This is a genomic window from Luteibacter jiangsuensis (assembly GCF_030812295.1).
In the GTDB taxonomy this organism is placed as follows: Bacteria; Pseudomonadota; Gammaproteobacteria; order Xanthomonadales; family Rhodanobacteraceae; genus Luteibacter; species Luteibacter jiangsuensis_A.
The window spans coordinates 881,258-901,725 of the sequence record NZ_JAUSSK010000001.1; the positions used below are offsets into that span (position 1 = coordinate 881,258).

Sequence of the window (20,468 nt, forward strand, 5' to 3'; positions counted from 1 at the left end):
TTTATGCCTTGCTCAAAGTGATGGCCGCGCCGTACGGAGGCAGCATGGCGGTTTCGGAATGCGCAGCTTCGATCCACGCGGCGCCGGCGGGCACCGCGGCATCGATCGCCACCGGCAGCACGGCATCGCCGATGCGGGCGTTTCCGCCATCGACGAGACCCAGCTTGCCGGCCTCGTCCGCATTGATGCGGATGGCGGCCGGGCGGTTCAGCGGATGCGCGTTCAGCGCGCCCGCACGGCGCAACACGGCGTCCACGCGGTAGATCGGCGTCGTGGCCAGGCGCGAGAAGGTCACGCCCGAGGCGCGCGGCGCGAGCTGGTGACGGACTTCCGAAGCGCGCTCCGTGAGACCGTCGCGAAGGCCGGCCAGGTCGTCGAACTCGAAGCCCGGCAGGCCGAGCAGGCCGCCGAGGGCGCGCAGGACCTTCCAGCCCGGACGGGTGTCACCCGGCGCCTTGGCACCGGCGGGCATCGTCTGGGTGTTGCCTTCCACGTTGACCAGGCTCGCATCGATTTCAGGCGTGAGGCCGATCGGCAGGATCACGTCCGCCGAATCCTTGAGCGCATCGCTGGCGTAGGCGGCGAAGGCCACCACGGTCTGCGCCGAATGCATCGCCTGCAAGGCAAGCGCGCCATCGGCGAAATCGTGCGGCGGCTCGACGTTGTACAGCACGTAGCCCTTGCGCGGCTGGACGAGCATGGCGCGCGCGTCGAGTCCACCGGCGGTCGGCAGCACGCCCACCGTGGAAAGACCGATCGCGTTGGCGGCGAGCGGGATCTCGTTGAACGCGGCACCCGCGGCCTGCGCGATGAAACGGGCGATCGCACGCAGCCAGGATGCCTCCGGATGGGTCGCGGCGGCATGGCCGAGGATCACCACGGCCTCGTCGGACAGCGCCTTGAAGGCGTCGCGGTGCGCGTCGGTGGTCTCCACGCCGTTCAGTGCCGTGGCGAGCGCTTCCGGCACATGGGCGCCACCTTCGCTGGCCGCCTTGGCCAGCAGCAGCAGCTCGTTCACCAGGACGTGCGGCGCGGCGACCGATTCGCCGGCGAGCGGATAGTTGAAGTTGAAGTGGGCCGGATTGACGGCGTACACCTTCGCGCCCTTCTTCACCGCCTGGCGGATGCGGTGATTGAGCAGCGGCACTTCCTGGCGCAGGTCCGAACCGACCAGCAGCGCGGCCTTCACCTTCTCGAACGAGGCGATGGACGAGGCGAACGGCTTGGCGAACGCGTTGTCGGCGAAGTCGAGCTGGCGCAGGCGGTGGTCGACATGGGCACTGCCCAGTCCGCGGGCGAGGCGGACGAGCAGCTCGCCTTCCTCGTTCGAGGTGGCACCGTGCACCAGCACACCGAGGTCGGAACCGGGGACGCTCTTCAGCGACTCGCGTGCGACGGAAAGCGCATCGTCCCACGTGGTGGCGGACCACTGGCCATTGCGCTTGACCATCGGCGACTTCACGCGATCCGCGGCGTACAGGCCCTGGTGGCTGTAACGGTCACGGTCGGAGAGCCAGCACTCGTTGATCGTCTCGTTGTCGCGCGGCACGTTGCGCAGCACTTCGCCACGGCGGGTGTGCATCCACAGGTTCGAGCCCAGGGCGTCGTGGTAGCCGATGGACGGGCGCGCGATCAGTTCCCAGGCACGCGCCTGGAACTGGAACGGCTTGTTGGTCAGTGCGCCGACCGGGCAGACGTCGATGATGTTGCCCGAGAGCTCGCTCTCGATCGTCTTGCCGATATAGGTGCCGATCTCGAGGTTCTCGCCACGGCTCATGCCGCCGAGTTCATACGTGCCGGCGATCTCGCTGGTGAAGCGGACGCAGCGCGTGCACTGGATGCAGCGGGTCATCTCGGTAGCGATCAGCGGGCCGAGGTTCTCGTCGGCCACGGTACGCTTGCGCTCGTTGAAGCGAGACACCGAACGGCCGTAACCGAGCGAGACATCCTGCAGTTCGCACTCGCCGCCCTGGTCGCAGATCGGGCAGTCGAGCGGATGGTTGATGAGCAGGAACTCCATCACGTTGCGCTGCGACTTGAGCGCCTTGTCCGAACGCGTGAAGACCTTCATGCCCTCGCCCACCGGCGTGGCGCAGGCCGGTGCCGGCTTCGGCATCTTCTCGATTTCCACCAGGCACATGCGGCAGTTGGCGGCGATCGCGAGCTTGCGGTGATAGCAGAAGCGCGGGATGGGGATACCGACGGCGTCGGCCGCCTGGATGATCATCGACCCCTTGGCTACCTGCACCGGAACGCCGTCGATCTCGATGTTGACGAGATCCGGCGCGGCATTGGCTACGGGCTGCGCGCTCATGCAGCGACTCCAGTGGTGACCGTGTCAGCCGGACCGTCGACGATCGAACGGCCATGCTCCACGTAGTATTCGAATTCGTGCCAGAAGTGGTACAGGAAACCCTGCACCGGCCACGCGGCGGCTTCGCCGAAGGCGCAGATGGTGTGCCCTTCGATCTGGCCAGCGACCGCCTTCAGGCGATGCAGGTCGTCCTGCGTGCCCTTGCCTTCGACGATGCGCGTCAGCACGCGGTACATCCAGCCGGTGCCTTCGCGGCACGGCGTGCACTGGCCGCACGATTCGGCCTTGTAGAAGCGCGAGATGCGATGGCAGGCGCGGACCATGCAGGTCGTCTCGTCCATCACGATCACGGCACCCGAACCCAGGCCCGATCCCGCCTTCTGCAGCGAGTCGTAGTCCATGGTGCATTCCATGATCTTCTCGGCCGGCAGCACCTTCATCGACGAGCCACCAGGAATACAGGCCTTCAGCTTCTTGCCGCCGCGGATGCCACCGGCCATCTGCAAAAGGTCGGCGAACGGCGTGCCGAGCTTGATCTCGAAATTGCCCGGGTTGGCCACGTGGCCGGAAACCGAGAAGATCTTCGGACCGCCGTTGTTCGGCTTGCCTATGTTGAGGAACCACTCCGCGCCATTGCGCAGGATCGCCGGCACCGAAGCGTAGGTCTCGGTGTTGTTGATCGTGGTCGGACGGCCATACAGGCCGAAACCTGCCGGGAACGGCGGCTTGAAACGCGGCTGGCCCTTCTTGCCTTCCAGCGACTCCATCAGCGCGGTTTCTTCGCCGCAGATGTAGGCGCCGGCGCCGAGGGCGTTGTAGATGTCGACGTCGATGCCCGAGCCGGCGATGTCCTTGCCGAGCAGGCCCGCCGCGTACGCTTCCTTCAGTGCCTCTTCGATGTGCTCGAACGGCTCGTGATGGAATTCGCCACGCAGGTAGTTGTAGGCGACGGTGGAACCGGTGCAGTAGCAGGCGATCGCCAGGCCTTCGATGACGGCGTGCGGGTTGAAGCGCAGGATGTCACGGTCCTTGCAGGTGCCCGGCTCGGATTCGTCCGAGTTGCACAGGATGTACTTCTGGCCGGGAGCCGTGCGCGGCATGAACGACCATTTCAGGCCCGTGGGGAAGCCGGCGCCACCGCGACCGCGCAGTGCGCTCTTCTTGATCTCTTCGATCAGCGCGGCCGGATCGGGCTTCTCGGCCAGGATCTTGCGCCATGCCTTGTAGCCGTCGACCTTCTCGTAGCTCTCGAGGGCCCAGGGCTTTTCGAAATGCAGGGTCGTGTAGACGACCTGATGTTCCTGCGGTGCGGGTCCGACCGGACCAGTGCTGCTAGCCATTGCCCTTACCTCACTTCAGACCGTCGAGAATGGCGTCGACCGATTCGGTCGTCAGCTTCTCGTGGTAGTGACCGTTGACGACCATCATCGGGGCGCCGGCGCATGCGGCCAGGCATTCCTCTTCCTGCTTGAGATAGATACGGCCGTCGGCCGTGCTCTCGCCGGTCTTGATGCCGAGCTTCTTCTCGCAATGGCGAACGAGGCCTTCGGCGCCGTTCAACCAGCAGGAGATGTTGGTGCAGATGGCGACGTTGTTGCGGCCGACGGGCGAGGTCTCGAACATCGAGTAGAAGCTCGCCACTTCGTAGGCCCAGATCGCCGGCAGGTCGAGGTACTTCGCGACCGCGGTGATCAGTTCGTCCGTGAGGTAACCCTGATTCTGCTCCTGCGCGCCCATCAGCGACTGGATCAGCGCCGAACGCTTGCGGTCCGGCGGGAACTTCGACACCCAATGATCGATATGGGCGCGGGTGTGATCGTTGAGCACGACGAGAGGATCGACGTCCTTCACCTGCTCGAAATGACCGGTGGCTTTCATGATTCAGTTCACTCCGTCGACTTAGCGGTCGACTTCGCCGAAGACGAGATCGTAGGTGCCGATCATCGCGACGACGTCGGCGAGCATGTGGCCCCTCACGATCGCGTCCATGGAAGACAGGTGCGCGAAACCCGGCGCGCGCAAGTGCACGCGGAAAGGCTTGTTCGCACCGTCGGACACGAGGTAGCAGCCGAATTCACCCTTGGGTGCCTCGACCGCGGCATAGGTCTCACCCGCCGGCACGCCATAGCCCTCGGTGAAGAGCTTGAAGTGGTGGATGAGCGCTTCCATGTCGCTTTTCATTTCTTCGCGACTGGGCGGCGAGACCTTGTAGTTCTGCGTCATCACCGGGCCCGGGTTGGCCTTCAGCCATGCCACGCACTGCTTGATGATGCGGTTGGACTGGCGCATTTCCTCGACGCGGACCAGGTAACGGTCGTAGCAGTCGCCATTGACGCCCACGGGGATGTCGAAATCCATCTCCGCGTAGGAGGCGTACGGCTGCTTCTTGCGCAGGTCCCACGCGATGCCGGAACCACGCAGCATCGCGCCGGTCATGCCCCAGGCCTGGGCCTTCTCGGGCGGGATGACGCCGATGCCCACCGTGCGCTGCTTCCAGATGCGGTTGTTGGTCAGCAGCGACTCGTATTCGTCGACGCGGGCCGGGAAGTCGTTGGTGAACTCGGTGAGGTAGTCGAGCATCGAGCCTTCGCGCCAGGCGTTCAGGCGTTTGAGGTCGCTGCCCTTGTGCCACGGCGACTCGCGGTACTTCGACATCTGCTCGGGCAGGTCGCGGTAGACGCCACCGGGACGATAGTACGTGGCGTGCATGCGCGCGCCCGACACCGCCTCGTAGACGTCCATCAGCTCCTCGCGCTCGCGGAACGCGTAGAGGAACACGGCCATGGCGCCGAGATCGAGCGCGTTGGAGCCGACCCACATCAGGTGGTTCAGGATGCGGGTGATCTCGTCGAACATCGTGCGGATGTACTGCGCGCGGACCGGCGCCTCGATGCCCAGCAGGCCCTCGATGGCGCGCACGTAGGCGTGCTCGTTGCACATCATCGACACGTAGTCGAGGCGGTCCATGTAGCCGATCGACTGGTTGAACGGCTTGGATTCGGCCAGTTTCTCGGTGCCACGGTGCAGCAGGCCGATGTGCGGATCGGCACGGACGATCGTCTCGCCGTCCATCTCCAGCACCAGGCGCAGCACACCGTGCGCGGCCGGATGCTGCGGACCGAAGTTCATCGTGTAGTTGCGGATTTCTTCCACGGCTTAGTTCTCCCGCCAGTGATCGGCGGATTCCGCCCTGGCCTGATCGAGGTCGGCGTCGTTGCGGATCGTGCGCGGCACCAGCACGCGCGGCTCGATCGAGACCGGTTCGTAGACGACACGCTTCTGCTCGGGGTCGTAGCGGACCTCGACATTGCCGATCAGCGGGAAGTCCTTGCGGAACGGATGGCCCACGAAGCCGTAGTCGGTGAGGATGCGGCGGAGATCGGGATGGCCATCGAAGATGATGCCGAACAGGTCGAACGCCTCGCGTTCGAACCAGTCCGCACCCGGCCACACCGGCGTGATCGACGGCACGACCGGAAAGGCGTCGTCCTCGCAGAACGCGCGCAGGCGGATGCGCTGGTTGAGTTCGATCGACAACAGGTGGATCACGGCGGCGTAGCGGCGCGGCAGCTCGACGGCACGCGGGCGCTCGTCCCACGTGAAACGGCCGACCGCCTGCCCTTCCACGCCACGCGAGAAACTCTCGCCCTGTGCGGTGTCGGTATCCCACTCGGTCTGGCCGTAGCCGAGATAGTCGATGCCGCAGACGTCGATGACGGTGGTGAAACGGAATCCGGCCTCGTCGCGCAGCGCCGTGGCGACGGAGATGAGGTCGCGCGGGGCCACCTCGGCGGTGACCTCGTTGCGCTCGACGTTCACCACCAGCATGTCGCCGAAGCGCGCGGCTAGCCGTTCGACCAGCGAGGTCTCGTTAGTAACGCTCATGTGCGATGCCCTGTTAACGCGCGATCGTGTGGGTGCGGCGGATCTTCTTCTGCAACTGCAGGATGCCGTGGATCAGCGCTTCGGCCGTCGGCGGGCAACCCGGCACGTAGATGTCGACCGGAACGATGCGATCGCAGCCACGCACGACCGAATAGGAATAGTGGTAATAGCCACCGCCGTTGGCGCAGGAGCCCATCGAGATGACCCACTTCGGGTCGGGCATCTGGTCGTAGACCTTGCGCAGCGCCGGGGCCATCTTGTTGACCAGCGTGCCGGCGACGATCATCACGTCGGACTGGCGCGGGCTGGGACGGAAGATGACACCGTAGCGATCGAGGTCGAGACGCGCGGCACCGGCGTGCATCATCTCGACGGCGCAGCAGGCCAGGCCGAAGGTCATCGGCCACATCGAGCCGGTGCGTGCCCAGTTCATCAACGCGTCGATGCTGGTGACGCCGAAACCACGGTTCACGACCGGCGCGTCACCGTTCGGACGGAGGATGTCGTCGACGAGGTTCAGCGGTTCCGGGTTGTGCATCACCCGGTCGATGCTGGTCATCACTCCCATTCGAGCGCTCCCTTCTTCCAGACGTAAGCGAAACCGACCACGAGCAGCGCGAGGAACAGCGCCATCTCGATCAGCGCGATGGCGCCGATCTTGTCGAACACCACCGCCCACGGAAACAGGAAGGCGATTTCGAGGTCGAAAATGATGAAGAGGATGGCGATGAGGTAATAGCGCACGTCGAACTTCATGCGCGCATCTTCGAAGGCCTCGAAGCCGCACTCGTACGGCGACAGCTTCTCCGATTCCGGACGGCGCGGCCCGGCGAGCATGCCGACCACCAGAAGAACGCTGCCAAGGCCGATGGCGACGGCGATGAACAACAGAACGGGCCAATATTGGGCAAGCACGATGCTGCGTACCTCCGCGCCTCGCTGGGCGCATCAGTGACCGTCGACGGGGACGAGCGGTCCGGCTAGTGTCGCCGAAGCTTTTTTCGAATCGATCCAAACGGACCGACCCGTGCCGGCGCGGCGGGCGCGCCAACGACTCCGGATATCCACAATCTCACGTTGGGGAACCGATCTATTGTACCAGTGCGTGCAGGTATTCCGACAAGCCTTACTGAGGGAAAAACTGCATCGCGATGGTGCAATCGCAGGGTTACATCGTCTGGGTAGGACGCTCGGAGGCGAGAGTGCCGGCCAGCAGTCCCTCGATGCGCTGCCGCGCGGCCTCGCTCTCGGGCGACTCGTTGAACTGGATGCCCACGCCGGCCGTGCGATTGCCCTGCGCGCCCACCGGCGTGATCCACACGACCCGGCCGGCGACCGACAGCCGCTCGTTCTCGTCGATGAGGGTGACCAGCAGGGCCACTTCGTCGCCCAGGCTATAGCGCTGGGCGGTGGGCGCGAACAGGCCGCCCGTCTTCAGATAGGGCATGTACGAGATGTACAGGGAATTCACGTCCTTGATCTTCAGGGAAAGAATGCCCTGGCGCGGCGAGGAACTGGTGGCGGTCATGGCGTGGAATCCCCTTGGCTGAGCGGCATCCTAGCTAGGCGGCGGGCCGGGCCACAAGCCCGAACGGCTCGGGGTCCTGCCCCGTCCAGCCGTAGCGATCGTAGATCCAGGGCGTGGAAAGGTCGGCGGTCAGCTTGACGAAGGCGGGGCCGGGAGCGTCGCGCAGGGGCAACACCCAGCCATCGCCCACCCGCTCCAGGGGCGCCTTGCGCCAGGGCCATGTCACCACGCCCTCCCCGTCGGCCAGCACCAGGCGCAGGCGGGTACGGGCCAGAGGCCCCGGCCGCCAGGGCAACCGCAGCGACCCACTGACAGGCGCGGGCGGCGGGCGGTCGAAACGCTCCGGGCGCGAAGCCACGGCAAGCATCCGCTTGCGACTCAGGGCCATCTGGGTGGCATGCTCGAGCACGGCATCGATCTTCGTGGCCTGCCGCGCGGGGTCCGCATCAGGCACCAGTAGATCCTCCGGGGCGGACCGTTCCGTGCCATGCACCATGTAGGTGAGTATGTCGGCCCGCGACCCGGTGGCGGCCAGGGCAAGCCTTGTGAGCACATGCGCCGAGCCATGGTCTGGATGGGTATCGCCCAGGTCGGGAATGACGACGAGATTGGGCCGCGTCCGCTCCATCACCCGGCGGATGGCGCCCACCGCCGTGGCGTGGCGCGATCGCAGTTCCTCGGTCACCCGCATGTCGTGCCAGCCCAGCGCGTGCAGGTGATCGGGACCGACGCCGAGGCGACCCAGCGCCGATGCCACCTCGTCGCGGCGCCGGGCGCCCCACCGGGCACGGCCGGCCTCGTCGATGACGAGGCGCCGTTCCATCCAGCGCTGGGGCCAGGGATTGTCGTCACCGTCGGTCAGCAGCAACACGTCGGCGCGGCCGCCCGCGGCCAGCGTCCGCTGGATCAGCATGCCAGCCGCCAGGGATTCGTCGTCGGGGTGCGGCGCGACCACCAGGAGGCGGGTGCTGCCGTCGATGACCGGATGGCGTGACACGTGGCTCTCCTTACGGCTGGGAAACGTCGGACCGATTAAGACCGAACGCGCGATAAAAGCGCGTCAACGCCACGCCGCGAGCAATTCGATGAGGATGAGGTCGGCGCGCAAAGGCCCACGCAAGGCGTCCCGCGCGCGGTTGGCCTTGCCATACCACCCGTCGAGCGCCTCGTCGTCGAGCTGGCTGTCCAGCGGCGCCGCCTTCCCGGACGCACGCGCGCGCAGTTCATCGGTAGCCGCCTGGGCGGCGAACCAGAGATAGCGCGAGGGATCGGCCGCTTGCCAGCGCTTGACGACCTCCATGGCATCGCCCCGCCCCGCGGCGAGCGCCTTGAGGTCGTGACGGACCTCGCCGCGCTGCTTCAAGGCGCCACCGGCGGCCCAGGCGCGGGCCATGCCCGGATTGCCGCCGGCCGCCTCGAGCGCGGCGGGGGCATCCTGTACGCCTTCGGCACGCAGCCAGTCGAGGGCGGCCTCACGCGAAGGAACCAGGAAGTCGATCCTCTGGCAGCGGCTGCGGATCGTCGCCGGCAGGCGCGCCGGCTCGTCGGCCACGAGGGCGAGCAGGGTCGAGGGCGTGGGCTCTTCCAGTGTCTTCAGCAGCGCATTGGCCGCGGCCGCGTTCATCGCATCGGCGGGATCGATCGTGACGACCTGCCAGCCACCGAACTGGCTCGCCATGGACAGGCGCTGGGACAGGTCGCGGATCTGGTCGACCACGATCTCGCTGCGGGTGACGCCATCCTTGCGCAGGCCGAACGACAGGGTGATCAGATCGGGATGGGTGCCGGCCGCGAGCAGCTGGCAGCCGCGGCAGGTGCCGCAAGCCACGCCGGCGGCAGGATGCTGGCAGAGCAGCCCGTTGACGAAGGCGGCGAGGAAATCGCGCTTGCCGAGGCCGGCCGGACCGGCAAGCAACAGCGCGTGCGGCAGGGCGTCACGCTCGCGCCGCGCCTGCAAGCGCGTCCATGCGTCGGCGTGCCAGGGACGGGCCGTCACGACGAGGCCTCCGCGAAGAGGCCGGCGACGCCGGCGATGGCCTGGTCGAGCACGTCGGCGGGCGCCGCGCTGGCGTCCAGTACGCGGAAGCGTGCCGGATCGGCAGACGCCCGCTCGCGATACGCCTCGCGCACGCGTTCGAAGAAGGCGTCGCCTTCCACCTCGATCCGGTCCGCCTCGCCACGCCCCGCGGCGCGCGCGCGGCCCGTGCTCACCGGCAGGTCGAGCAGCAGGGTCACGTCGGGCTTGAGGCCATGGGCGGCCCAGCGTTCCAGTTCGGCGATGCGCTCGACCGGCTGGCCACGGCCACCGCCCTGGTACGCGTAGCTCGCATCCGTGAAGCGATCGCACAGGACCCAACGGCCCGCGGCCAGCGCCGGATCGATCACCTGGCGCACCAGCTGGGCGCGCGACGCGAACATGAGCAGCAGCTCGGATTCGGCACAGAGTTCGTTGTTGGCGGCGTCCAGCACCACACCGCGCACCGCCTCGCCGACGACCGTGCCGCCGGGCTCACGGGTGACCACGAGGTCGACACCGCGCTCGCGAAGGTGCGCCTCGAGGCCGCGCAGCAAGGTGCTCTTGCCGGCGCCTTCGCCGCCTTCAAGGGTAATCAGCCGGCCGCGCATGGGAGGGGTCACTGGCATCGCTTCAGTTGGTAACAGGCCACGGCCCGGTTGTGTTCTTCGAGGGTGGACGAGAAGACGTGGCTGCCGTCGCCGCGGGCGACGAAGTACAGCTCCTTGCCCTCGGCGGGATGCAGCGCCGCCTGGATCGCCGCACGCCCCGGCAGGGCGATCGGCGTGGGCGGCAGGCCCACCCGCGTATACGTATTGTAGGGGGTGTCGGTCGTGAGGTCGCTCTTGTGGATGTTTCCCGCATACGCGGCACCCATCCCGTAGATCACCGTCGGGTCGGTCTGCAGCAGGATGCGCTGTTGCAGGCGGCGGACGAACACGCCGGCGATGCGCGGGCGCTCGTCCGCCCTGCCCGTCTCCTTCTCGACGATCGAGGCGAGGATGAGGGCCTCGTAGGGCGAGGCCAGGGGCAGGCCCTGCGCCCGGCCCGGCCACGCCACGTCCAGTGTCTTCGTCATCGCCACGTACGCGCGCTTGAGGATGCTCGAATCGGTATCACCCTTGACGTAGGCGTAGGTCTCCGGGAGGAAACGGCCTTCCGGGTTGTCACCCTCGGCACCCAGCTGCTTCATGATGCCGGCGTCGTCCGTGCTCGCGGTATCGTGGGTGAGCGTGTCCACCGAGGCGAGCGCGCGGCGCAGGTCGGCGAAAGTCCAGCCGTCGACGATGGTGAAGTTGCGTTGCATCACCTTGCCGCTGGCCATGTCGCCGATGAGGTCGCGCGGCGTCATGCCCTGTCGCAATGCGTATTCACCCGCATGCAGGCGGCCGGACGCATGCATCTGCATCGCAAGCAATCGCCAGTACAGCGGCGACGCCCGGCTGGCCTTGCGATTGCGCAGGTCGCGCACGATGTCCTTGAACGAAGCCCCACGCGCCACGTCGATGCTCTGCCCTGCCACCGGAACCGCCAGCGGGGTACGGGCGAAACGAGCCCAGTCGAACCACAGCCAGGAACCCGTGGCGATGATGGCTATCAGCACCGCCAGCAGGATGACTCGCCAGAGGGCGATGCCGCGCACTTTCATCGATCGGATTCCTTCGAACCTGTAGGCAACGGCAGGCCGATGTCCCGCCAATGCGCCTGCAAGGCGCGGGTGACGGGACCGGGCTGCCACGAACGGGTCGCGAAAACCCGAACCGGGAGAATGCCGCGAACGGCGGAGGTGAGGAAGACCTCGTCGGCTTCGAGGAGTCGAGCGGGGTTCATCCGCGCCTGCGCCACGTCGCGCACGGCCAGGATTTCCGCGCGTGCCACGCCCGCCACGCCACAGGAATCGACCGGCGGCGTGACCATCTGGCCGGCGAAGACGGCGAACAGGTTGGCGGCCGTCGCGCAAACGACGTTGCCTTCCATGTCGAGCATCAATCCCTCGCCCACCGCCGGATCGTTCCACTCCGCGCGCGCCAGGACCTGCTCGAGCCGGTTGAGGTGCTTCATCCCGGCGAGCAAGGGCTGGCTGGCCAGCCGCGTATCGCACAAGCGAATGGCCATGCCGTCGTCATAGGGCGGCGCCTGCAGCGCCAGCGGCGCAACCGTCACCACCAGCGTCGGACGAGGCGAAGCGGGTGGCGCGTAGCCACGCATGCCTTCACCGCGCGAGAGGGTTACCCGGGCGGCACCATCGGCAAGGTCGCGGGAAAGCCGCCCCACCTCGGCAAGGATCGCATCCATGTCCGGCAAGGGTATGCGCAACCGGGCGCAGCCCTCGCGAAGGCGCGCCTCGTGACGCGGCCACAAGGGAACCCGCCCGCCCGCGACACGCAGCGTTTCGAACAGTCCATCGCCATAGGTGAAGCCACGATCGGTGACGGAAACACGATCGGCGTCGATGAAATCGACGGAGGTGCGCGTGCTCATGCCACGCCGAACACGCGCAGCAAGCCGCGTGCCTTGGCCCGGGTCTCGTCGAGTTCCTTCTCGGGCACCGAATCGACGACGATGCCCGCACCGGCGCGCAGTGACACCTGCGTGCCCTCGACGGCCAGCGTGCGGATGAGGATGTTCAGGTCCATGTCACCGTTGTCATCGACATAGCCGAGCGCACCGGTGTAGGCACCGCGCGGCTCCCGCTCGATCGCGCCGATGATCTCCATGCACCGCACCTTGGGGCATCCGGTGATGGTGCCGCCCGGAAAGGTCGCGGCGATCACCTGCCCCGGCGTCACGCCCGTGCGTGCACGGCCACGGACGTTCGACACGATGTGGTGCACGTGCGCGTAACTCTCCACCACCATGAGTTCATCGACCCTCACGCTGCCCGGCACGCAGACGCGCCCGAGATCGTTGCGCTCGAGATCGATCAGCATCACATGCTCGGCGCGCTCCTTCGGATGGGTGGTGAGTTCGCGGATGCGCTCCGCGTCGTCGTCACCTGCCAACCGGGGACGTGTACCGGCGATGGGGCGCGTCTGCAGGATGCCGTCACGCGATTCCACCAGCCGCTCCGGCGATGAACTGACGATGGCCCAGCCCGGCCGCTGCAAGAGACCGGCGAACGGTGCGGGATTGGCGCGCCGCAGTGCCTGCATCAAGTGGGCCGGAGCCGGCGGTTCGGCGAACTTGGCCGTCCAGCGGCGCGAAAGGTTCACCTGGAAGACGTCGCCTGCCCGCAGGTGTTCGTGCACACGATGCACGCCGTCGAGGAACCGCGACGGTTCGTCCTCCTCCACGCTCCGTGGCACCGGCAGCGGCATGTCGGAAAGCACGCCATCCACGTCGGCGGCGAGCACATCCAGCCAGTCTTCGGCGCCTTCTTCGGCAAGCAGGATCGTGCGCTGCTCCACATGGTCGACGATGACGGCGGCCGGCACACGTAGCGCGAACGCGACGGGAGCGGCCCCGCGTGCCGGTGGAAGGCGCAGGCTCGGCTCGATCTGGCCGGCCAGTTCGTAGGCGAGATAGACCACCCATCCGCCATGGAACGGAAGCCCATCGTCGACGCGCGGCTTGCGATCCGCCTTCCAGGCGCTGTCGAATGCATCGAGGAAATCGCCGGGCACGATGGCACCCCGCGCATCGCGGGTGAGCCCATCGGCGGACAACGTCAGTGAAGCACCGCCTGCGGCGAAGAGGATGTCGAAACGCGACTGCGGTGTACCGGTAACCGCGCTGGCCAGCAACGCGACGTAGCGCTCCGGATGTGACGCGGCCGGCGCGAGCAGATCGCGCCGGCCGGCCAGGGTTCGCGTGACGAAAGCCAACGCGTCAGACGCGGCGGAAAACGAGCGTACCGTTGGTGCCGCCAAAGCCGAACGAGTTCGACATGGCCACCTCGATGTCCGCCTTCTCCGCCTTGTTCGGCACGAGGTCCATGCCCAGCGCCGCGACTTCCGGGTCCATGTCCACGAGGTTCATCGTGGGCGGCATGATGCCCTCGCGCAGGGCCTGGATGCAGAAGATCGCTTCCACGCCGCCGGCCGCACCGAGCAGATGACCGGTGACCGACTTGGTGGAGCTGACCGCGAACTGGCCCTTCTTCGTGGCGTGTTCACCGAACACGTTGCGGATGGCCTTGGCTTCGCCCAGGTCGCCCACGGGCGTGGACGTGCCATGCGCGTTGACGTACCGCACGTCGGAAGGCTGGATGCCCGCATCGTGCAATGCGTTGCGCATCGCCAGCTCGGCACCGTCGCCGCTTGGCGCGGTGATGTGGTAAGCATCGCCGCTCATGCCGAAACCGATGAGTTCGGCGAGGATGTTCGCGCCGCGCGCCTTGGCGAACTCGTATTCCTCGAGCATCAACATGCCCGCGCCATTGGACAGCAGGAAGCCGTCACGGCCGACGTCCCACGGACGGCTGGCGTGCGTCGGGTCGTCGTTGCGCGTGGACATCGCCTTGGCCGAACAGAAACCGGCCATGGCCGTCGGCGTGGTCGCGAATTCCGCACCACCCGCGAGCATCGCATCGGCATCGCCGTACTGGATCAGGCGCATCGCCATGCCGATGTTGTGCGCGGCCGTGGTGCATGCCGATACCAGCGCGATGTTCGGACCCTTCAGGCCGTGGTAGATCGACAGGTTGCCGGCCACCATGTTGATGATCGAACTCGGCACATAGAACGGCGAGACCTTGCGCGGGCCCTTCTCCGCCAGCTCCAGGGTCGTGCCCTCGATGGTATGCAGGCCACCGATGCCGGCACCCGCGGCGACGCCGATGCGGCCGGCGTTCTCGTCGGTCACGACGAGGCCCGACTGACGGAACGCATGCGTGCCGGCGACGATGCCGTAGTGGATGAACGGGTCCATCCGCTTGAAGTCCTTCGCGATGGCGCGCCGTTCGTCGTCCGGCGTATCGGTGCCGGCGAAGTACGCGTCGACGGCTTCGAAACCTTCGACCTCACCCGCGATGCGGGTGGTGTAGGCACTGGCGTCGAACGCGGTCACAGGGCCGATGCCGCTGTTGCCTTCGACGACATTTTTCCAGGCGGTGGCGACATCGTTGCCGACCGGCGAGACGATGCCCATACCGGTCACTACCACACGTCGTTTACTCATGCGTTCTCATCCTTCACTGTGTTCCGCGCAAACCATACGCGGGCGCAGGTTGCGTTAGACGCAAACGAAAACTGCGCCATGAGGCGCAGCTTCCGTGTCGCTCGGAGATCGACGGGAGGCGACGCCTCCGATCGACAGCCAGTCGTTCGATCAGGCCTTGACGTGGGCCTTGACGTAATCGACCGCCTGCTGGACCGTCGTGATCTTTTCGGCTTCTTCGTCCGGGATCTCGCATTCGAACTCTTCTTCGAGAGCCATCACGAGCTCAACGGTATCGAGCGAATCGGCGCCCAGATCGTCCACGAACGAAGCGTTCGGGCTGACTTCTTCTTCCTTAACGCCCAGCTGTTCAACGACGATCTTCTTGACGCGCTCTTCGATGGTGCTCATGTTGCCTTTACCTCCCGAGGGAAAAATCCGGCGGCATTGTAGTGGCTAAGGACAGAACCCGCCAACACACCGCCGTCACGTGGGTGACGCCCGGTTTTTCTTAGCCGGGCGCGAAATAACGATTGTCTCTCAAAAACGGGCCGGTGGCGACTGCCGCCGGCCCTGGCCCATCAGGGCATGTACATGCCGCCGTTGACGTGCAACGTCTCGCCGGTGATGTATTTGGCCGCCGGAGAGGCCAGGAAGGCCACCGCCTCGGCGATATCGCTGGCTTCGCCCAGATGGCCCAGGGCGATGCCCGAAAGCAGCGCGGTACGCTGCTCTTCCGGCAGGGCGCGGGTCATGTCGGTGTCGATGAAGCCCGGCGCCACCACGTTCACGGTGATTCCGCGGGAACCGATCTCACGGGCCAGCGATTTCGAGAACGCGATGATGCCGGCCTTGGCGGCCGCGTAGTTCGCCTGCCCCGGGTTGCCGGTGACGCCGACCACCGAGGCGATGCTGATGATCCTGCCCTTGCGCGCCTTCATCATCCCGCGCATCACCGCTTTCGACGTGCGGAAGACCGAAGTGAGGTTGGTTTCGATGATGGCGCTCCAGTCCTCCTCCTTCATGCGCATGAGGAGCTGGTCGCGCGTTATCCCGGCATTGTTCACCAGGATCGAGATGGCGCCGGTTTCCTTGCCGATGCCGTCGATGAGCGATTCGATCGCCCCGGCGTCGGTCACGTCGAGCACGCGGCCATGGCCGCCGTGCGCGGCGAGGCGCTCGTCGATGGCCTTGGCACCGGCTTCACTGGTGGCGGTACCGAACACGGTGGCGCCGAGCGAGGCGAGGCGATCGGCGATCGCCGCGCCGATACCGCGGCTGGCGCCGGTGACGAGGGCGATTTCACCCTGCAGGGATGAGCTCATGGGAATGTCCTGTGGTACTTGAATGGGATCAGGCGGACGCGGGGGACAGCGCCGCCTCGAGGTCGGCCGGGGTGCCGATGGCCTTGCCATCGATCGACTTGTCGATGCGCTTGATGAGGCCGGAAAGGACCTTACCCGGGCCGCATTCCATCGTCTGGACGATTCCCGCGGCGGCCAGCGCCTGCACGCACTCGGTCCAGCGCACCGGCAGGTAGAGCTGACGCATCAGTGCGCCACGGATGTCTTCGAGGGAGGCATGCACCCGGGCATCGGCGTTCTGGACCACCGGGATCGAAGGCAGGCGCCACTCCAGCGCGTCCATCGCTTCCCCGAGCTTGTCGGCCGCATCGCGCATGAGCATGCAATGCGAGGGCACGGACACGGCCAGCTTCACCGTCTTCTTCACCCCGAGCTCGGCCAGGCGGGCGAGCGCGCGATCCACCGCCTCGGCATGGCCGGCGATCACCAGCTGTCCGGGCGAGTTGTAGTTCGCCGGGGCGACGACCTGGCCCTGGGCGACTTCCTCGCAAACCTGCGCGATCTGCGCGTCGTCGCCGCCGAGGATGGCTGCCATGGCACCCACGCCGGCCGGCACCGCGGCCTGCATCAGGCGGCCGCGCTGGGCGACCAGGCCGGCCGCATCCCCCAGTGAAAGCGCGCCGGCGGCCACCAGGGCGCTGTACTCGCCCAGGCTATGGCCGGAAAGGTAGGCCGGCACCGTCCCACCCAGCTTCCGCCATACGCGCCAGACGGCGACGCTGGCGGCCAACAGGGCCGGCTGCGTGTTTTCCGTGCTGTTGAGGATGTCCTCGGGACCGTTCTGGCTGATATCCCAAAGATCGATGCCGGCGCCAGCCGAGGCTTCCTCGAAGGTGGCGCGGACTTCCCCGTGCGCCGCGGCCAGGTCGGCGAGCATGCCGACGGACTGCGAACCCTGACCGGGGAAAACGAAGGCGAGCGATGCGCTGGATGAGGTCATGCGAAGCGATTCCGGTACTTCAAACCGCGCATGGTGCCAGCAACCCATGGGCCAATGCACCATTCGCGGGCGTGTGGAGCATGTCCGCCCCTGGGCACGAGGGCCGGTTTGGCGAGGGCCGCTTGGGGGCGCAGGGGCGGCAGGGCGAGGGTGGGAGCCGCTTCAGCGGCGATCCCGCGGCAGCGGGCAAGGTCGAGGCAAGCACCCATCGCCGACAAGGTCGGCTCCCACAAGAGCCTCCACCCCGGCAGATGCAAGCCCTGGTGGGAGCCGACCCGGTCGGCGATTCCGGCGGCCTAGTAGCGCAGCAGCGCCGAGGCCCAGGTGAAGCCGCCACCGAAGGCTTCCAGCAGCAGGTTCTGGCCACGCTGGACCTTGCCCGAGCGCACCGCGTAGTCGAGCGCGAGCGGCACGGAGCCCGACGACGTGTTGGCGTGCTTGTCCACCGTGACGATGACCCGGTCCATCGACATGTTCAGGCGCTTGGCCGTCGCTTCGATGATGCGCAGGTTCGCCTGGTGAGGGATCAGCCAGTCGATCTCGTCTTCCTTCATGCCGGCGTCCTCGAGGGTCTCGCCCACCAGGGAATCCAGCGTCTTCACCGCGACCTTGAAGACCTCGCGCCCGAGCATGTTGATGCGCACGCCGTGGTTGGGCTCGTCGGTGAACCCGGCGGACACGCCCACCGGATTGAACAGCAGGTGCTTGAATCCACCGTCGGCGCGCATGCGGGTGGTGAAGATGCCCGGCTCGTCCGAGGCCTCCAGCACCACGGCACCGGCACCGTCGCCGAACAGGACGCAGGTCTCGCGCTCGGTCCAGTCGACCATGCGGGTGAGCGTTTCGGCACCGATCACCAGGGCCTTCTTCGACTGGCCACTGCGCATGAAGGCATTGGCCACGCCCAGGGCGTACACGAAGCCCGAGCACGCCGCGTTGACGTCGAACGCCGCGCAACCGTTGGCGCCCAACCGGTGCTGCACGAGGCAGGCGGTGGACGGGAAGATGATGTCGGGCGTGGTGGTGCCGAGCACGATGAGGTCGATCTCGGACGCCTTGACCCCGGCCGCCTCGAGCGCGCGCTGCGCGGCGAGGAAGGCGAGATCGCCGGTGGTTTCACCATCCGCCGCGATGTGGCGCTCGGTGATGCCGGTGCGCGTGCGGATCCACTCGTCGCTCGTATCGACGATCTTTTCGAGGTCGGCATTGGTCAGCACTTTCTCGGGAAGCGCACTGCCGGTACCGATGATGCGGGCGTATTTCAGAACCGTATCCCCATGTGAGGGAGGATTCGCCCGGAGCGGTGTCCGCCCCGGGGCCGGAAAGCTGGATGCCACAAATGCAAAACGGCGCGTTACCGCGCCGCCTGCGTTGTGATCTTCCCCAAGGTAGGGAGATCAGTCCTCGACTTCAACCGCGCCGCGGGTGTCGATGACCTTCTTGCCACGGTAGAAGCCATCCTTGGTCACGTGGTGACGCAGGTGGACTTCGCCGCTCGTCGGATCGGTCGACAGTTGCACGGTCTTCAGCGCATCGTGCGAACGACGCATGCCGCGGGTGGACGGGGTCTTGCGGCTTTTGGCAACGGCCATGACAAATCTCCAGCGAAATTACTTTATGAGTCCGCGGAGTGCCGCGAACGGGTTTTCAGATGTTTCCTGCGAGGGTGTTTCGTCCTCGCCGGGTCCGGTTACGTCGTCGGGCAACTCGTGATCCGGGTTCACCGGGACCAGGGGCAGCGCCAACAGCAGTTCATCTTCGATCGTCGCGACCAGGTCGAGCTTGCCGTCCTGTTCGACCAGCAGCGCCTCGTAGCCCGGGGGCAGCGAAGCCTCTTCACTTTCCTCGACGATCAGTCCGAGACGGGCATCGACCTCCACCGGCAACTGGAAGGGCTCCAGTGAACGCTGGCAGATCAGCGTCAGCTGGGCTTTCGCAAGCACGGCCACGTAGGCGATACCGAATTCGTCGCGACCGAAATCCAGCGTGTAGGTTACGACTCCCTCGGGAGACGCGACCACCTCTCCGAGACGCTTGAATGCGGACACGGGGAGCTGACCCTGGAACGAACGCCGCGCACGAACCTCGCGCCAAGCGTCCACGGACGATGGCAAAGTCACGGACATAATCGTGAAATGGTAGGCATCAACACCCTTGAAGTCAACCGGTTAGGTCGTCGGCATCCAGGAACGGCGCGCTTTTGCGCAGTGTCGGGACTTTCGGGCAGACTCGCTTCCTTCCGGCCAGTTTGCCGCAGCACGCCCACCAGGGGGAAGAGGTCGCGTGTTTTCCTTTGCCTATTATGCACTTGCCGGGTTGATCGTCGTCGCCTTGGGTTTGTGCGCGTGGACGGTACGGCACCAGCGTTCGCGGCGCCGGCATGGCGCCCTGCAAGATCTCATGGACAATGCCGACCGCCTGGAGTCCGATCTCAAGGACTGCCGCGACCGCTTGCAGCGAGCCCATGCCGTCATGTCGGTCAGCCCCGACCTGCCCGCCACCGGCGAGGTCGAAGCCCAGCAAGCGGTCGACTCGGGGCTGCGCGCCCTGCTCCAGCAGCGCCTGTGGATCCGCGACCGGGCACCGGATGCCAGCCAGCGTGAACTGGACGAGGCGGTGGACGCCCTGGTCCGGGCCCGGCATCAACTGGAACCGCGGTTGCGTGCTCTCGACGATGCGCAGACGGCGCTCGATACCGCCGTGCGCGAACATATCCACAAGGAGTTCTGACCGTGTCGCCGCAAGCCACCATCGTCCTCGCCTCCACCTCGCCCTACCGCGCCAGCCTGTTGCGGCGACTGCTCGAACACTTCGAGCAAGCCTCGCCGGGCACCGATGAAGCCGCCTTCCCGGGCGAGCGTCCCGGCGCCCGGGCGGCCCGCCTGGCAGAGGCCAAGGCACGCGCGGTGGCGGAGATACGTCCGGGCGCGGTCGTGATCGGCTCGGACCAGGTCGCCGACCTCGATGGCACCGTGCTGGACAAACCGGTCACGGTGCACGCGGCACACAAGCAACTGGCGGCCAGTTCGGGCCGCGAAGTGATCTTCCATACGGCGGTCTGCGTGATCGACCTGCGGGGGGACGCGACAACGCATGTCGACGAGACCCGGGTGCGTTTCCGCGAACTGAGCGCGGAAGACATCGCCCGTTATGTCGAACGCGAACGGCCCCTCGATTGCGCGGGAAGCTTCAAGTGCGAGGGTCTGGGCATCGCCTTGTTCGAACGTATCGACAATGAAGACCCGACGGCGCTGGTCGGCTTGCCGTTGATCGCCACCTCACGATTGCTGCGCGCCGCCGGGGTCGTTCTTCCGTAGGTTTTCGCG

The 20,468-nt window shown here is 66.7% G+C and carries 23 protein-coding genes; 2 read left to right on the top strand and 21 right to left on the bottom strand.

Translation table 11 applies throughout. From position 1 onward, the window contains the following. Position 1: 1 nt before the first annotated feature. The 21 genes from nuoG to J2T07_RS03880 all read right to left on the bottom strand — a co-directional run bounded on the left by nuoG (position 2) and on the right by J2T07_RS03880 (position 19,268). A complete protein-coding gene (gene nuoG, locus J2T07_RS03780; RefSeq protein ID WP_306847392.1) occupies positions 2 to 2,314 on the bottom strand; it encodes an NADH-quinone oxidoreductase subunit NuoG in 2,313 nt (770 codons plus the stop codon). After that, complete coding sequence (nuoF, locus tag J2T07_RS03785; RefSeq protein WP_306847393.1) at positions 2,311 to 3,654, bottom strand: NADH-quinone oxidoreductase subunit NuoF; 1,344 nt, start codon at positions 3,652 to 3,654, stop codon at positions 2,311 to 2,313. Before nuoF ends, nuoG begins: the two co-directional genes overlap by 4 nt. A 10-nt stretch (positions 3,655 to 3,664) precedes the next feature. Continuing rightward, positions 3,665 to 4,192, bottom strand: coding sequence for an NADH-quinone oxidoreductase subunit NuoE (nuoE, locus tag J2T07_RS03790; RefSeq protein ID WP_306847394.1), 528 nt, complete (start codon positions 4,190 to 4,192; stop codon positions 3,665 to 3,667). A 21-nt stretch (positions 4,193 to 4,213) separates the two neighbouring features. Continuing rightward, entirely contained in the window at positions 4,214 to 5,443 is a 1,230-nt protein-coding gene (locus tag J2T07_RS03795) for an NADH-quinone oxidoreductase subunit D (RefSeq protein WP_306847951.1), read from the bottom strand. A gap of 27 nt (positions 5,444 to 5,470) precedes the next feature. Continuing rightward, positions 5,471 to 6,199: an NADH-quinone oxidoreductase subunit C gene (locus J2T07_RS03800; RefSeq protein WP_306847395.1), complete on the bottom strand. Its 729-nt coding sequence runs from the start codon at positions 6,197 to 6,199 to the stop codon at positions 5,471 to 5,473. Positions 6,200 to 6,212: 13 nt separating this feature from the next. After that, positions 6,213 to 6,767, bottom strand: a complete 555-nt coding sequence (locus J2T07_RS03805) for a NuoB/complex I 20 kDa subunit family protein (RefSeq protein ID WP_072321341.1) — start codon at positions 6,765 to 6,767, stop codon at positions 6,213 to 6,215. After that, positions 6,758 to 7,114, bottom strand: a complete 357-nt coding sequence (locus J2T07_RS03810) for an NADH-quinone oxidoreductase subunit A (protein ID WP_306847396.1) — start codon at positions 7,112 to 7,114, stop codon at positions 6,758 to 6,760. The genes J2T07_RS03805 and J2T07_RS03810 overlap by 10 nt, the downstream gene beginning before the upstream one ends. A 253-nt stretch (positions 7,115 to 7,367) precedes the next feature. Next, positions 7,368 to 7,727 carry a PilZ domain-containing protein gene (locus J2T07_RS03815; RefSeq protein WP_306847397.1) on the bottom strand — a complete coding sequence of 120 codons (360 nt, stop codon included), beginning with the start codon at positions 7,725 to 7,727 and terminating at the stop codon, positions 7,368 to 7,370. A 34-nt stretch (positions 7,728 to 7,761) separates the two neighbouring features. Further along, on the bottom strand, positions 7,762 to 8,724 hold the full coding sequence (locus J2T07_RS03820) for a PIG-L deacetylase family protein (protein ID WP_306847398.1): 963 nt from the start codon (positions 8,722 to 8,724) through the stop codon (positions 7,762 to 7,764). Between the two features lie 63 nt (positions 8,725 to 8,787). Next, positions 8,788 to 9,723: a DNA polymerase III subunit delta' gene (gene holB, locus J2T07_RS03825; protein ID WP_306847399.1), complete on the bottom strand. Its 936-nt coding sequence runs from the start codon at positions 9,721 to 9,723 to the stop codon at positions 8,788 to 8,790. Further along, positions 9,720 to 10,352, bottom strand: coding sequence for a dTMP kinase (gene tmk, locus J2T07_RS03830; protein ID WP_306847400.1), 633 nt, complete (start codon positions 10,350 to 10,352; stop codon positions 9,720 to 9,722). Before tmk ends, holB begins: the two co-directional genes overlap by 4 nt. 8 nt (positions 10,353 to 10,360) lie before the next feature. Next, positions 10,361 to 11,398 carry an endolytic transglycosylase MltG gene (mltG, locus tag J2T07_RS03835; RefSeq protein WP_430539314.1) on the bottom strand — a complete coding sequence of 346 codons (1,038 nt, stop codon included), beginning with the start codon at positions 11,396 to 11,398 and terminating at the stop codon, positions 10,361 to 10,363. Beyond that, complete coding sequence (gene pabC / locus J2T07_RS03840) at positions 11,386 to 12,222, bottom strand: aminodeoxychorismate lyase (protein ID WP_306847402.1); 837 nt, start codon at positions 12,220 to 12,222, stop codon at positions 11,386 to 11,388. The genes mltG and pabC overlap by 13 nt, the downstream gene beginning before the upstream one ends. Then, positions 12,219 to 13,565: an aminodeoxychorismate synthase component I gene (locus J2T07_RS03845; RefSeq protein WP_430539304.1), complete on the bottom strand. Its 1,347-nt coding sequence runs from the start codon at positions 13,563 to 13,565 to the stop codon at positions 12,219 to 12,221. Before J2T07_RS03845 ends, pabC begins: the two co-directional genes overlap by 4 nt. Positions 13,566 to 13,569: 4 nt before the next feature. Next, positions 13,570 to 14,859 (bottom strand): beta-ketoacyl-ACP synthase II, encoded by a 1,290-nt coding sequence (fabF, locus tag J2T07_RS03850; protein WP_306847403.1) that lies wholly within the window; start codon positions 14,857 to 14,859, stop codon positions 13,570 to 13,572. 150 nt (positions 14,860 to 15,009) lie between these two features. Next, the gene (gene acpP / locus J2T07_RS03855) at positions 15,010 to 15,249 is read right to left on the bottom strand and encodes an acyl carrier protein (RefSeq protein ID WP_306847404.1); all 240 of its coding nucleotides are present in this window, start codon (positions 15,247 to 15,249) and stop codon (positions 15,010 to 15,012) included. A 170-nt stretch (positions 15,250 to 15,419) separates the two neighbouring features. After that, positions 15,420 to 16,163 (bottom strand): 3-oxoacyl-ACP reductase FabG, encoded by a 744-nt coding sequence (gene fabG, locus J2T07_RS03860; protein WP_306847405.1) that lies wholly within the window; start codon positions 16,161 to 16,163, stop codon positions 15,420 to 15,422. A gap of 28 nt (positions 16,164 to 16,191) precedes the next feature. Beyond that, positions 16,192 to 17,142 (bottom strand): ACP S-malonyltransferase, encoded by a 951-nt coding sequence (gene fabD, locus J2T07_RS03865; RefSeq protein WP_306847406.1) that lies wholly within the window; start codon positions 17,140 to 17,142, stop codon positions 16,192 to 16,194. Between the two features lie 296 nt (positions 17,143 to 17,438). After that, a complete protein-coding gene (locus tag J2T07_RS03870) occupies positions 17,439 to 18,407 on the bottom strand; it encodes a beta-ketoacyl-ACP synthase III (protein ID WP_306847955.1) in 969 nt (322 codons plus the stop codon). A gap of 132 nt (positions 18,408 to 18,539) precedes the next feature. Next, positions 18,540 to 18,734: a 50S ribosomal protein L32 gene (gene rpmF / locus J2T07_RS03875; protein WP_072321355.1), complete on the bottom strand. Its 195-nt coding sequence runs from the start codon at positions 18,732 to 18,734 to the stop codon at positions 18,540 to 18,542. Between the two features lie 18 nt (positions 18,735 to 18,752). Next, positions 18,753 to 19,268 carry a YceD family protein gene (locus J2T07_RS03880; protein ID WP_306847407.1) on the bottom strand — a complete coding sequence of 172 codons (516 nt, stop codon included), beginning with the start codon at positions 19,266 to 19,268 and terminating at the stop codon, positions 18,753 to 18,755. A gap of 157 nt (positions 19,269 to 19,425) precedes the next feature. Here J2T07_RS03880 and J2T07_RS03885 point away from each other — a divergent pair, with 157 nt between their 5' ends. Continuing rightward, positions 19,426 to 19,872 carry a hypothetical protein gene (locus tag J2T07_RS03885; RefSeq protein WP_306847408.1) on the top strand — a complete coding sequence of 149 codons (447 nt, stop codon included), beginning with the start codon at positions 19,426 to 19,428 and terminating at the stop codon, positions 19,870 to 19,872. Further along, complete coding sequence (locus tag J2T07_RS03890; RefSeq protein WP_430539315.1) at positions 19,869 to 20,459, top strand: Maf family protein; 591 nt, start codon at positions 19,869 to 19,871, stop codon at positions 20,457 to 20,459. Before J2T07_RS03885 ends, J2T07_RS03890 begins: the two co-directional genes overlap by 4 nt. Positions 20,460 to 20,468: the final 9 nt, after the last annotated feature.

Coding starts and splice junctions, on each gene's coding strand:
- nuoG (WP_306847392.1), bottom strand. CDS start 2,314: ATGAGCGCGCAGCCCGTAGCCAATGCCGCGCCGGATCTCGTCAACATC.
- nuoF (WP_306847393.1), bottom strand. CDS start 3,654: ATGGCTAGCAGCACTGGTCCGGTCGGACCCGCACCGCAGGAACATCAG.
- nuoE (WP_306847394.1), bottom strand. CDS start 4,192: ATGAAAGCCACCGGTCATTTCGAGCAGGTGAAGGACGTCGATCCTCTC.
- J2T07_RS03795 (WP_306847951.1), bottom strand. CDS start 5,443: ATGAACTTCGGTCCGCAGCATCCGGCCGCGCACGGTGTGCTGCGCCTG.
- J2T07_RS03800 (WP_306847395.1), bottom strand. CDS start 6,199: ATGAGCGTTACTAACGAGACCTCGCTGGTCGAACGGCTAGCCGCGCGC.
- J2T07_RS03805 (WP_072321341.1), bottom strand. CDS start 6,767: ATGGGAGTGATGACCAGCATCGACCGGGTGATGCACAACCCGGAACCG.
- J2T07_RS03815 (WP_306847397.1), bottom strand. CDS start 7,727: ATGACCGCCACCAGTTCCTCGCCGCGCCAGGGCATTCTTTCCCTGAAG.
- tmk (WP_306847400.1), bottom strand. CDS start 10,352: ATGCGCGGCCGGCTGATTACCCTTGAAGGCGGCGAAGGCGCCGGCAAG.
- pabC (WP_306847402.1), bottom strand. CDS start 12,222: ATGAGCACGCGCACCTCCGTCGATTTCATCGACGCCGATCGTGTTTCC.
- fabF (WP_306847403.1), bottom strand. CDS start 14,859: ATGAGTAAACGACGTGTGGTAGTGACCGGTATGGGCATCGTCTCGCCG.
- acpP (WP_306847404.1), bottom strand. CDS start 15,249: ATGAGCACCATCGAAGAGCGCGTCAAGAAGATCGTCGTTGAACAGCTG.
- fabG (WP_306847405.1), bottom strand. CDS start 16,163: ATGAGCTCATCCCTGCAGGGTGAAATCGCCCTCGTCACCGGCGCCAGC.
- fabD (WP_306847406.1), bottom strand. CDS start 17,142: ATGACCTCATCCAGCGCATCGCTCGCCTTCGTTTTCCCCGGTCAGGGT.
- rpmF (WP_072321355.1), bottom strand. CDS start 18,734: ATGGCCGTTGCCAAAAGCCGCAAGACCCCGTCCACCCGCGGCATGCGT.
- J2T07_RS03880 (WP_306847407.1), bottom strand. CDS start 19,268: ATGTCCGTGACTTTGCCATCGTCCGTGGACGCTTGGCGCGAGGTTCGT.